This window comes from Streptomyces sp. NPDC060194, from assembly GCF_042728285.1.
Taxonomy (GTDB): domain Bacteria; phylum Actinomycetota; class Actinomycetes; order Streptomycetales; family Streptomycetaceae; genus Streptomyces.
This window is the reverse complement of the sequence record NZ_JBHWZH010000010.1, coordinates 43769-55586: the sequence shown is the minus strand read 5'-3', so window position 1 is coordinate 55586 and position 11818 is coordinate 43769. Positions and strand designations below refer to the sequence as shown.

Genomic DNA, 11818 nt, shown 5'->3' with positions numbered 1-11818 from the left:
GTGCGCCCGCCGTGGTCGGCCTACGTGGTGACGTTGCCGTCCGCCACCTGCAGGCGCCGGGTCGTGCGGACCGCGTCCAGCATTCTGCGGTCGTGGGTGACCAGGAGCAGCGTGCCCGTGTACGAGGCGAGGGCGGATTCGAGCTGTTCGATGGCGGGGAGGTCGAGGTGGTTGGTGGGCTCGTCGAGGACGAGGAGGTTGACGCCGCGGCCTTGGAGGAGGGCGAGCGCGGCGCGGGTGCGTTCGCCCGGGGAGAGGGACGCCGCGGGGCGGGTGACGTGGTGGGCGCGGAGGCCGAACTTGGCGAGGAGGGTGCGGACGTCCGCGGGCTCGGTGTCGGGGACCGCCGCGCAGAACGCGGCGAGGAGGGACTCGGGCCCGAGGAAGAGCCCGCGCGCCTGGTCGACCTCGCCGACGACGACGCCGGAGCCGAGCGCGGCGTGCCCCGAGTCGAGCGGGAGACGGCCCAGGAGGGCCGCGAGGAGCGTGGACTTGCCGGAGCCGTTCGCGCCGGTGACGGCGATCCGGTCGCCGTAGTCGACCTGGAGCGAGACGGGCCCGAAGGTGAAGGCGCCGCGCCGGACGACCGCGTCGCGCAGGGAGGCGACCACGCTGCCCGACCGGGGCGCCGCGGCGATCTCCATCCGCAGCTCCCACTCCTTGCGCGGCTCCTCGACGACGTCGAGCCGTTCGATCATGCGCTGGGTCTGCCGCGCCTTCGCGGCCTGCTTCTCGCTGGCCTCGGCGCGCGTGTTGCGGCCCATCTTGTCGCCGTCGGTGGACTTGCGGCGGGCGTTGCGGACGCCCTTGTCCATCCAGCCGCGCTGCATGAGCGCCCGGCTCTGGAGCGCGGCCTTGCGGTCGGCGTACTCCTCGTACTCCTCGCGGGCGTGCCGGCGGGCGCGTTCGCGCTCCTCCAGGTAGGCCGCGTATCCGCCGCCGTAGAGGGTGATCTGCTGCTGGGCGAGGTCGAGTTCGAGGACCTTGGTGACCGTGCGGGTGAGGAACTCGCGGTCGTGGCTGATGACGACCGTGCCGGCCCGCAGGCCGGTGACGAAGCGCTCCAGGCGCTCCAGGCCGTCGAGGTCGAGGTCGTTGGTGGGCTCGTCGAGGAGGAAGACGTCGTAGCGTGAGAGCAGCAGGGAGGCGAGGCCGGCGCGGGCGGCCTGGCCGCCGGAGAGGGCGGTCATCGGGCGGTCGAGGCCGACGGTGAGGCCGAGTGAGGCCACGACCTCTTCGGCCCGCTCGTCGAGGTCCGCGCCGCCGAGCGCGAGCCAGCGCTCCAGGCTCTCGGCGTAGGCGTCGTCCGCGCCGGCCAGGCCGTCGACCAGGCCCTGGGTGGCGGCGTCCATGGCGAGCTGGGCGGCGGCGACGCCGGTGCGGCGGGCGAGGAAGTCCCGTACGGTCTCGCCCTCGCGGCGCTCGGGTTCCTGCGGGAGGTGGCCGACGGCGGCGGTGGGCGGGGAGAGCCGCAGCTCGCCCTCCTCGGGGGCGTCGAGCCCGGCGAGGAGCCGGAGCAGGGTGGACTTGCCCGCCCCGTTCGCACCGACCAGACCGATGACGTCGCCGGGGGCGACGACGAGGTCGAGGTCGGCGAAGAGCGTGCGGTCCCCGTGTCCGGCGGCGAGGTTCTTGGCGACGAGAGTGGCAGTCATCAGGGCACAGATCTTAGAAGACCCGCGCCCGGGGACGCGTACGGGCCGACCGCCGTGCGACGTGCACGGCGGCCGGCCCACCGGGATCCGGCGGTTCAGGCCGTCTTCTGCGGTTCCTGCCGGTCCGGGCCGGGCTCGGCGTGGGGGTCCTCCCCGGGTTCGAGCGGCTCGGGGGCGATCGGGTCGCCCTCGTGCTCGGGGCCCGCACCGGGGCCGACGCGGAAGGCGTACTCGCCGTCGTAGCGGGTGTGGCCCTCGATGATCGCGGCCTCGATCAGCTCGCTGCCGATCTCCTCGCGGACGATCAGCGGGTCGTGGCGCAGGTCGCGCATCAGGGCCACGCACATGCCGATCATGACGATGACGAACGGCGCGGCAACCAGGATGGTCAGGTTCTGCAACCCGGTCAGCGCGTCGCCCTCGCCGCCGCCGATGAGCAGCATGACCGCGGCGACCGCGCCGGTGACCGAGCCCCAGAAGGCGACCACCCAGCGGCTGGGCTCGCGGGCGCCGCGCTGGGAGAGGGTGCCCATGACGATGGAGGCGGCGTCGGCGCCGGAGACGAAGAAGATGCCGACGAGCACCATGACCACGACGCTGGTCACGGTGGCGATCGGGTACTGCTGCAGCAGGCCGAACAGCTGGCCCTCGGTGCTGGCGCCCTCCGGCATCCGGCCCGCCTCCTGGAGCTTCATCGCGCTGCCGCCGAAGATCGCGAACCAGATGAGGCTGACGGTGCTGGGGACCAGGATGACGCCGCCGATGAACTGGCGGACGGTGCGGCCGCGGCTGATGCGGGCGATGAACATGCCGACGAAGGGCGTCCAGGAGATCCACCAGGCCCAGTAGAAGACCGTCCAGCTGGAGAGCCAGTCGGCGACGTCCTGGCCGCCGGTGGCGTCGGTGCGGCCGGCCAGCTGCGGGAGCTCGCCGAAGTAGGTGGCGATGGAGGTGGGGACGAAGTCCAGGACGAAGATGGTCGGCCCGGCGACGAAGACGAAGACCGCCAGGAGCAGGGCGAGGACCATGTTGATGTTGGACAGGTACTGGACGCCACGCTCGATGCCGGAGATCGCCGAGACGATGAACGCGGCGGTGAGCACGACGATCACCGTGACGAGGAGTCCGGTGCCGGCCTTGGTGACCCAGTTGAGCTCGCCCAGGCCGCTGCCGATCTGCAGCGCGCCGAGGCCGAGCGAGGCGGCGGAGCCGAAGAGCGTCGCGAAGATCGCGAGGATGTCGATGACCCGGCCGGGGACGCCGTCGGCGTTCTTCTGGCCGATCAGCGGGGTGAACACGGCGCTGATGGTCTGGCGGCGGCGCTTGCGGTAGGTGCTGTAGGCGATGGCGAGGCCGACGACCGCGTAGATCGCCCAGGGGTGCAGCGTCCAGTGGAACAGGGTGGTGGCCATGGCGGTCTCCATGGCCTCCGACGGGGTGGACGGGTCGGTGCCGGGCGGCGGCGAGGTGAAGTGCGACAGCGGCTCGGTGACGCCGTAGAACATCAGGCCGATGCCCATGCCGGCGCTGAACATCATCGCGACCCAGGACACGGTCCTGAACTCGGGCTTCTCGCCGTCGTCGCCGAGCGTGATACGGCCGTAGCGGCTGATCGCGAGCCAGAGGGCGAAGACGACGAAGGCGGAGGCGGCGAGGACGAAGGCCCAGCCGCCGTTGTGCATGAGTCCGTCGAGCAGGTTCGTCGAGACCGACTCGAGGGTGTCGGTGGCGATGGCGCCCCAGACGACGAAGGCGACGGTGAGGATGGCGGTGACACCGAAGACCACCCGGTCCGTGCGGGGGGCGGCCGTGATCCGGGTCGAGCCCGGTGGTCCCCCGCCGGTGCGGGACGTCGTCCCGCCGTCCCCGGTGTGCTGTGGGTCGTGCGCCACGGTGGTGCCTTTCGCAAAGGGGTGAACGGTCGACCCCTAGGCCTTACCACTTATGCGGATCGTACGCACGGAACATGGTGTGATCAGCATCTCGTGTCGGAATGTCCGTGTGTGAGTGGGAACTGCGCCCGGCGGTCGAGGAGCAGCGGCACGAGCGCACGGTTGCTCTGGCGAAGGGGGACGTACGCCCCGCCGTCCGGGGTCGTGCGGGCGAGGACCCCGTGCAGGGCGAGCTCGTCCCTGTGCTCGGCGTACTGGGCGGGGCTCAGGGTGTAGCCGCACGGCGGGTCGGCGAGGGTCTCGTCCGGGCCGGCGGGGTCGTCGTCCGCGCCGCCGAGGTACACCGGCCCCCGGTCGCGGAGGCCCGCGCGGCGCGAGGCGGTGGTGGCGGCCTCGACGGCCGGCCGGCGCTCGGCGACGTAGGAGCCGAGCCCGGCGAGGGCGGCGAGCTGGGCGGCCACCCTGCGGCGCCGGTCGAGCGCGGGGTCTGCCTGCGCGGCCTCGCCGCGGGGGGCGGCGCGGCCCTCGACGAGCAGGCCGACGGCGTGCTTGAGGCCGGCGACGTTGCGCAGGATGCGTTCCTGGCCGTCCCCCGCGACCTGGCGTGCGGAGCCGGTGACCGGGTCGGTCCGCATGCCGTAGGTGCCGGTGGTGAGGCCGTGCTCCCGGGCCGCGGGGCGGACGTGGTCCGTGGAGAGGGTGTGGGCCTCGGCGCGGAGGGCGGGGGCGGTGTTGAGGTTGCGCGGCCAGAGGTCGAGGAGGTCGGGGGCGGGGGGCGGCACCGAGGGGGCGGAGGCGTACTCGTGCAGGTCGTAGACCACGTCGGGTTCGTGGTCGCGGAGCACGCCGGCCAGCGCGCGGGCCTCGGCGGTCGCCAGCGCGATGTGGTCGCGGTTGACGTCGGCGCCGTCGGCGTTGCCGCGGGTGCCGGCGGCGCGGCCGTCGGGGTTGGCGGTGGGGACGACGAGGACGGTGGTGTCCTCCAGGAAGGCGCGGGCCCGCGGCCCGTCGGCGAGGGCGAGGTCGCGGACGGTGCCGAGGCAGGCCTCGCGGCCGGCGGGCTCGTCGCCGTGCTGGGCGCAGACGAGCAGCACGGTGTTCGCGGTCGCCGGCCGGTCGGCGATGCGCACGAGGCGGATCGGGCGGCCTTCGCGGGTGACGCCGACGGTCTCGACGGTGACGCGGTCGGACGCCCGGTCGACGGCGGCCAGGAACCGCCGCTCCTCCGCCGCGTCCGTCCAGCGTGCGCCTGCGCTGGTCTCGAAGCCGGTGCGGGGCGGGACGGGCCCGGACTGGGCGCGGGCGACGTCGAGGGCGGGGGCGGCGAGCGCGGTGAGGGCGAGCAGGGCGCCGGCGGTGGTGAAGGAGCGGGACGGCATCAGCCGGCGGCCCCCGGGACCGGGGCGTCGGTCGGCGGCGGGTTCAGCCCCTCGTAGCGGGGCTCGCGCGGGGCGGTCGGCGGGGTGGCGCCCGCCGTCGCCCGGGCGACGGCCTCGGGGCCGCCGACGACGGGGAGGCGGGCCTCGGTGCGGCGGAGGTCCAGGGTGAGGGTGGGTGTGGTGTCCGGCGGGTCGATGAGGCCCTCGTCGGTGCCGGCGACGATCAGCGCGAGCCGGTGCCCGGCGGGCACCACGTGGTCGTTGGCGTGCAGGTCGAGGGTGATCGTGTACGGGCGGCCGGGGGTGAGCGGCGCGCCCCGGCGGGAATTGGTGTGGGTGCCGAGGTCGGCCCAGCCGCGGCTGAAGACGGTGTAGTCGACGTCGGCGGTGCGGGCCGCGGTCTCCTTGAAGCAGGAGCTGTCGCCGGGCGTGCTCGCACCCCAGCAGCTGCGGGCGGGGAGGGTGGTGATGCCCTCGCCGGGGGCGGCGTAATCGCGGATCGTGGCCGGGCCGAGGTCGACGAGGACGGCGCTGAGGTGGGCGGTGGCGGTGGTGGGGGTCGCGGTGACGGTGAGAGTGCCGGAGCCGGCGAGCCGCAGGTCCCGGGTCAGCGGCGTGGTGACGAAGCCGGACTTCGCGGCGGTGGGGGTGTCGATCCGGGCCGCCCAGTCGGTCTCGCCGAGGGCGGGGTCGTCGGTGAAGGTCTCGGTGGCGCCGCGCGGGGCGGGCCGGATGCCGAGGGTGCCGACGCCGGCGGTGGCGCCGGGGCCGGGGCGCAGGGTCGTGGCTTTCGTTTCGCGCGGCGGCCAGGTGCGCGCGGTGACCCAGACCTCGGGGGCCCGCTCGATGTCGGCCACGGGCTCGTCGTCGATGCCGTTGTCGACACCGAGGAGCTCGTGGTCGAACCAGCGGTGCAGGGTGCGGACCCAGTCGGCGCGCCGGAGGTCGAAGGGGTCCACGTGGCCGGCCTGGGTGAGCCAGACCTTCCGGTCGACCCCGGCGGCGGCCAGAGCTTCCCACCAGCGCCCGAAGTGGCGCGCGCGGACGTTCAGGTCCTGTGTGCCGTGGACGGCGAAGACGCTGGCGCGCACCTTCCTCGCGTCGGCCGTGTAGTCGCGCGCGTCCCACAGCGGGGTGAGGTCGCCGCTGCGCGGGGCGCCGCGGACGATGTCCTGCTGGACGGCGGTGCAGCGCTCCCGGGCGGCGGGGCTCTCGACGTAGTGCGACAGCCAGTCGGGGCCGCTGTCGTAGAGGGGGGCGCCCTGGGAGAAGTAGTAGTCGTACCAGGAGGAGATCGCGCCGATGGGGACGATCGTCTCCAGGCCCTTCACCCCGGTGGCGGCGACGCCGTTGGCGATGGTGCCGTCGTAGCTCTTGCCGATCATGCCGGTGCGGCCGTTGCTCCAGTCGGCCCGGGCGGTGGTGTCGCCGGTGCGGGTGGTCCAGCCGCGGGCGCGGCCGTTCAGCCAGTCGACGACGGCCCTGGCGGATCCGATGTCGTAGCGGCCGCCGGCGTCCGCGCAGCCGTCGGAGCGGTTGGTGCCGAGGAGGTCGACCATGACCACCGCGTAGCCGCGGGGCACGAAGTAGTTGTCGTAGTGCAGCGGCGCCTGGACGATGTTCCCGGCCGCGTCGTACGTCTTGCGCTGGCTCTCGTTGCCGCGCCCGCAGCAGGCGTAGTAGGGGCTGGCGTCCATGATGACGGGCACCTTGCGGCCGCGGGCGGCGGGCTCGCGGGGGCGCACGATGTCGACGGCGACCCGGTCCCGCAGGCCGTCGCCGTCCCCGTCGAGCCCGGTGTCGACCCAGACGGACTCGCGGACGGCGCGGGCGTAGTCGTACACCGGCTCGCTGAGCCGGTCGGGCGCCGGCGGCCGTGCCTCGGCGGCCGCGGGGGCCACGAGACCGGACAGGACGGTCGCCGCGACGGCGGCAACGATCCCTGACAGGAGGGATCTCCGGCGCGCGCGTATCGGCATGGGCGGACGTTACCCCGCGGAACTGCGCGACGACAGAGGGAAGTTGGGAAAGACCCGGCCCCCGTCCGGTCCGCGGGACGCGGGGGTGGACGGGGGCCGGGGGTCGCTCGTGCGGGCGCGGGGGTCAGCCGTCCGTCGGAGCGGGGGCCGTCGCGCGCTCCGCGGCGATCGCGCGGACGCGGGTGCGGATGCCGTACCAGCCGGCGACCAGCGCCGCCGCGATCAGCGGGATCAGCAGGACGGTGGTGCGGCCGATCGGCTCGTCGAACCACATCAGGACGACGACGCCGAGCAGGAACACGATGGTGACGACGTCGGTGACGGGCGTGCCCGGCAGCCGGAAGCGGGGGCGCTTCAGGACGCCCTCGCGGGTCAGGCGCACGAACCTCATGTGGCAGAGCATGATCGTGATCCAGGTGCTGATGATCCCGAGCGAGGCGATGTTCAGCACGATCTCGAAGGCCTGCTCGGGCAGCAGGAAGTTGAGGCCGACCCCGAGCACGCAGACGCCGGCCGTCAGGACGATGCCGCCGTAGGGGACCTGGCTGCGGTTCATCCGGGCGGTGAACCTCGGCGCGGAGCCCGCCATCGACATCGAGCGCAGGATGCGGCCGGTGGAGTAGAGGCCGGAGTTCAGGCTGGACATGGCGGCGGTGAGGACGACCAGGTTCATCACGTCGCCGGCGCCGGGCACGCCCAGGTTCGACAGGACGGTGACGAACGGGCTCTCGCCGGCCGAGTACTTCGAGGCCGGCAACAGCAGGGCGAGCAGGACGACGGAGCCGACGTAGAAGATCCCGACCCGCCACATGATCGAGTTGACCGCGCGCGGCACGACCTTCTTCGGCTCGGCGGTCTCGCCCGCGGTGACGCCGACCAGTTCGAGCGAGGCGTAGGCGAAGACGACGCCCTGCATCACGAGCACGAGCGGGAGCATCCCGCCGGGCAGGAGGCCGCCGTTGTCGGTGATGACGCTCAGGCCGGGGGTGGTGCCGTCGACGGGCTGCCGGGTGACGATCAGGAAGATTCCGATGAGCATGAACGCGACGAGCGCGGCGACCTTGACGATCGCGAACCAGAACTCCATCTCGCCGAAGATCCTCACCGAGATCAGGTTCAGGGCGAGCACGACGGCCAGTGCCGCGAGCGCCATCACCCACTGCGGGATGTCGCTGAACACGCTCCAGTAGTGCGTGTAGAGCGCGATGGCGGTGATGTCGGCGATACCGGTCGTCGACCAGTTGACGAAGTACATCCAGCCGGCCGCGTACGCCCCCTTCTCGCCCAGGAACTCGCGGGCGTAGGAGACGAACGAGCCCGAGGACGGGCGGTGCACGACCAGCTCGCCGAGCGCGCGGACCACGAAGAACGCGAAGACTCCGCAGACCAGGTACGCGAGGGCGAGGGCGGGTCCCGCGGTGTTCAGCCGGCCGCCGGCTCCGAGGAAGAGGCCGGTGCCGATCGCGCCGCCGATGGCGATCATGTTCACGTGCCGGGCCTTGAGGCCCTTGCTGTACCCGGCGTCCCCCGCGTCCTGCGGGGTCGCCGCGGTCTGTCCGGGTGGGCCGTCCGACGGCCGGTGGTCGTCCCGGACGGTCTCGGTGCTCACAGCTGATCTCTCGCCTTCGGTCAGGAGGGTCTCGCGAATCGGCGGACCGCGCAGATCGTGCGCGATCGCAAACCAGCGACACACCCTCCCCGACGGGACCCGGATCCGTCTGTGGGCGAACTCACAAAGCGGAGGGTCACCTTCCGAATCGTGATCGTTTCCGGGGTGATCCGGCGCAGAGGTGTCACACGGGCGGTGTGACAGCAATACTGTTCCGCCATGAGCACCGATACCGGCGGGACCGCGGCCACCGACGCCGGAGAGCCGGCGCTCACCGTCGACGAGCTGGCCGCGCGGGCGGGGACGACGGTCCGCACCGTCCGCTTCTACTCCACGCGGGGGCTGCTGCCGCCGCCGGTGATCGGGGCGCGGCGGGTCGGGCGGTACGGGCCGGCGCATCTGGCCCGGCTGGCGCTGATCGAGGAGTTGCAACGGCAGGGGATGACGTTGGCCGCGATCGAGCGGTACGTGGGGGCGCTGCCGGACGGGATCGGGGCGGAGGGGCTCGCCATCCACCGCGGGGTGGTGGCGAGTTGGGCGCCGGACGCGGTGGAGTCGGTCTCGCGGGGGGAGTTGGAGCGGCGGGCGGGACGGTCGATCTCGGCCGGGGACCTGGAGCGGTTGGCGGCGATGGGGGTCGTCGTCGCCGCGGACGACGGGGCGCTGCGGGTGGATCCGGGGCTGCTGCGGCTCGGGGTGGAGCTGCTGGACGTGCCGATCGCGCACGAGACGATCCTCGCGGCGCGGGAGTTGCTGCTCGGACATGCGCGGGCGGCGGCGGAGGATCTCACCGCGCTCTTCCGCGACGAGGTGTGGGAGCCGGGGCGGGTGGACGCGATGCGGTCGTTGTCCGCCCATATGCAGCCGCTGGTGGTGCAGGCCCTCATCACGGCGTTCCAGCGCTCGATGCGCGAGGAACTCCGCGAGGCGTTCCGTACGGACGGCGCGGGCGGCCCCACCGGGGCCGACGCCCCCGGCGAGGCCGCCGGCCCGCCCTGACCGGGGCTCCGCCCCGGTGGCCTCGAACGCCGGCCGGGCTGGATGTCTTGGCCGGCCGGCGCTGAGTTCGTGCCGCTCGGCGGCGGGATTGGCAACCCCCTCAGCGGGCCTGGTTCAGTCGGAGAAGGGGACGCCCTGCTCCGCCTGGGAGACCAGCCGCGCCGGAGGCAGGAAGCGGTCGCCGTAGCGCGCTGCGAGCTGCTCCGCGCGGGCGACGAAGCCGGGGAGGCCGCCCTCGTAGCCGTTGATGTACTGGAGGACGCCGCCGGTCCAGCCGGGGAAGCCGATGCCGAAGACGGAGCCGATGTTGGCGTCGGCGACGGAGGTGAGGACGCCCTCCTCCAGGAGGCGGACGGTGTCGAGGGCCTCGGCGAAGAGCATGCGCTCCTGCATGTCGGCGAAGGGGATCTCGACGCCGGCCCGGGTGAAGTGCTCGCGGAGCCCGGGCCAGAGGGCGCCGCGCTTGCCGGACTCGTCGTAGTCGTAGAAGCCCGCTCCCCCGCTCCGCCCCGTGCGGCCGAACTCGTCGACCATGCGGTCGATGACGGCCTCGGCGGGGTGCACCTCCAGCACACCGCCCTGCTCCTCGACCGCGCGCCGCGACTCGCCGCGGATCTTCCGCGGCAGGGTGAGCGTCAGCTCGTCCATGAGCGAGAGCACCTTGGCCGGGTACCCGGCCTGCGCCGCGGCCTGCTCGACGGACGCGGGCTCGATGCCCTCGCCGACCATGGCGACGCCCTCGTCGATGAAGCGCCCGATGACCCGCGAGGTGAAGAAGCCGCGGGAGTCGTTGACGACGATCGGCGTCTTGTTGATCTGCCGGACGAGGTCGAAGGCGCGGGCGAGCGCCTCGTCGCCGGTCCGCTCGCCCTTGATGATCTCCACGAGCGGCATCTTGTCGACGGGCGAGAAGAAGTGCAGCCCGATGAAGTCGACGGGCCGGGTGACGCCCTCGGCGAGCTGGGTGATGGGCAGCGTGGAGGTGTTGGAGCAGAGCAGTGCGTCGGGCTCGACGACGTCCTGGATCTCCTGGAAGACCTTGTGCTTGAGCGCCGCGTCCTCGAAGACCGCCTCGATGACCGCGTCGCAGCCGGCGAGGTCGGCCGGGTCGGCGGTGGGGGTGATGCGGGCGAGCAGCGCGTCCCGCTTCTCCGGGGTCGTGCGCCCGCGCGCGAGCGCCTTGTCCAGCAGCTTCTCGCTGTACGCCTTGCCGCGCGCGGCGGACTCCGCGGAGACGTCCTTGAGGACGACGTCGATCCCGGCCCGCGCGCAGGAGTAGGCGATGCCCGCGCCCATCATGCCCGCGCCGAGCACGGCCACCTTGCGCACCGGGCGCGGGGCGATCCCGCGCGGGCGGTTGGCGCCGGAGTTGACGGCCTGGAGGTCGAAGAAGAACGCCTGGATCATGTTCTTGGCGACCTGGCCGGTGACCAGCTCGGTGAAGTACCGCGCCTCGATGACCTGCGCGGTCTCGAAGTCGACCTGCGAGCCCTCGACGGCCGCGGCCAGGATGTTGCGCGGCGCGGGGTAGTTCGCCCCGGACGTCTGCTTCTTCAGGTTGGCGGGGAACGCGGGCAGGTTGGCCGCGAACCGCGGGCTGGCGGGGGTGCCGCCGGGGATCCGGTACCCCTTGACGTCCCAGGGCTGCACGGACTCCGGGTGCGTCGCGATGAACTCCCGCGCCTTGGCTTGGAGTTCGTCGGGCGTGGCGGCGAGCTCGTGGACGAGGCCGTTCTCCAGCGCGCGGGCCGGGTTGTACTGCGTGCCCTGGAGCAGCACCTTCAGGAGCGCGTCGGCGACGCCGAGCAGCCGGACCGTACGGGTGACGCCGCCGCCGGCGGGCAGCAGGCCGAGGGTGACCTCGGGCAGGCCGATCTTGGTTCCGGGCGCGTCGAGGACGATCCGGTGGTGGGCGGCGAGCGCGATCTCGTAGCCGCCGCCGAGCGCGGTGCCGTTGATCGCGGCGACGACCGGGACGCCGAGCGTCTCGATGCGGCGCAGGTCGCGCTTGATGCCCGTGCCGGCCGCGAACGCCTGCTCGGCGTGGTCGGGGCCGAGCTTGATCATGTCCTTGAGGTCGCCGCCCGCGAAGAACGTCTTCTTCGCGGAGGTCCAGATCACGCCGCGCACGCATCCCCGCTCGGCCTCCAGCCGGTCGGCGACGGCGGTGAGGGAGGCCCGGAAGGCCTGGTTCATGGTGTTCGCCGACTGGTTCGGGTCGTCGAGGACGAGGGTGACGACGCCGTCGCCGTCCTGCTCCCAGCGGATGGTCGTCGGGGTGGTGGTCTCGCTCATGAGGCGTGGC

7 protein-coding genes are annotated in these 11818 nt (G+C 73.3%); 1 reads left to right on the top strand and 6 read right to left on the bottom strand.

All coding sequences use genetic code 11. The features are described from left to right. Positions 1–20: 20 nt before the first annotated feature. From ACFWEG_RS03920 to ACFWEG_RS03900, 5 genes are all read right to left on the bottom strand, one after another. Positions 21–1655: an ABC-F family ATP-binding cassette domain-containing protein gene (locus ACFWEG_RS03920; protein WP_387208860.1), complete on the bottom strand. Its 1635-nt coding sequence runs from the start codon at positions 1653–1655 to the stop codon at positions 21–23. A gap of 95 nt (positions 1656–1750) precedes the next feature. Beyond that, positions 1751–3547 carry a BCCT family transporter gene (locus tag ACFWEG_RS03915; RefSeq protein ID WP_387208859.1) on the bottom strand — a complete coding sequence of 599 codons (1797 nt, stop codon included), beginning with the start codon at positions 3545–3547 and terminating at the stop codon, positions 1751–1753. A gap of 83 nt (positions 3548–3630) precedes the next feature. Continuing rightward, positions 3631–4926 (bottom strand): M14 family zinc carboxypeptidase, encoded by a 1296-nt coding sequence (locus tag ACFWEG_RS03910; protein ID WP_387208857.1) that lies wholly within the window; start codon positions 4924–4926, stop codon positions 3631–3633. Beyond that, positions 4926–6905, bottom strand: a complete 1980-nt coding sequence (locus ACFWEG_RS03905; protein ID WP_387208855.1) for a Xaa-Pro dipeptidyl-peptidase — start codon at positions 6903–6905, stop codon at positions 4926–4928. The genes ACFWEG_RS03910 and ACFWEG_RS03905 overlap by 1 nt, the downstream gene beginning before the upstream one ends. 124 nt (positions 6906–7029) lie before the next feature. Next, entirely contained in the window at positions 7030–8514 is a 1485-nt protein-coding gene (locus ACFWEG_RS03900; protein WP_387208853.1) for an amino acid permease, read from the bottom strand. Positions 8515–8733: 219 nt separating this feature from the next. Between ACFWEG_RS03900 and ACFWEG_RS03895 the strand changes: the two genes are divergently transcribed. Continuing rightward, complete coding sequence (locus tag ACFWEG_RS03895) at positions 8734–9513, top strand: MerR family transcriptional regulator (protein WP_387208851.1); 780 nt, start codon at positions 8734–8736, stop codon at positions 9511–9513. Positions 9514–9627: 114 nt separating this feature from the next. Here ACFWEG_RS03895 and ACFWEG_RS03890 read toward each other — a convergent pair whose 3' ends face one another. Further along, positions 9628–11808 carry a 3-hydroxyacyl-CoA dehydrogenase NAD-binding domain-containing protein gene (locus ACFWEG_RS03890; protein WP_387208849.1) on the bottom strand — a complete coding sequence of 727 codons (2181 nt, stop codon included), beginning with the start codon at positions 11806–11808 and terminating at the stop codon, positions 9628–9630. Positions 11809–11818: the final 10 nt, after the last annotated feature.

Coding starts and splice junctions, on each gene's coding strand:
- ACFWEG_RS03895 (WP_387208851.1), top strand. CDS start 8,734: ATGAGCACCGATACCGGCGGGACCGCGGCCACCGACGCCGGAGAGCCG.
- ACFWEG_RS03905 (WP_387208855.1), bottom strand. CDS start 6,905: ATGCCGATACGCGCGCGCCGGAGATCCCTCCTGTCAGGGATCGTTGCC.
- ACFWEG_RS03890 (WP_387208849.1), bottom strand. CDS start 11,808: ATGAGCGAGACCACCACCCCGACGACCATCCGCTGGGAGCAGGACGGC.
- ACFWEG_RS03920 (WP_387208860.1), bottom strand. CDS start 1,655: ATGACTGCCACTCTCGTCGCCAAGAACCTCGCCGCCGGACACGGGGAC.
- ACFWEG_RS03910 (WP_387208857.1), bottom strand. CDS start 4,926: ATGCCGTCCCGCTCCTTCACCACCGCCGGCGCCCTGCTCGCCCTCACC.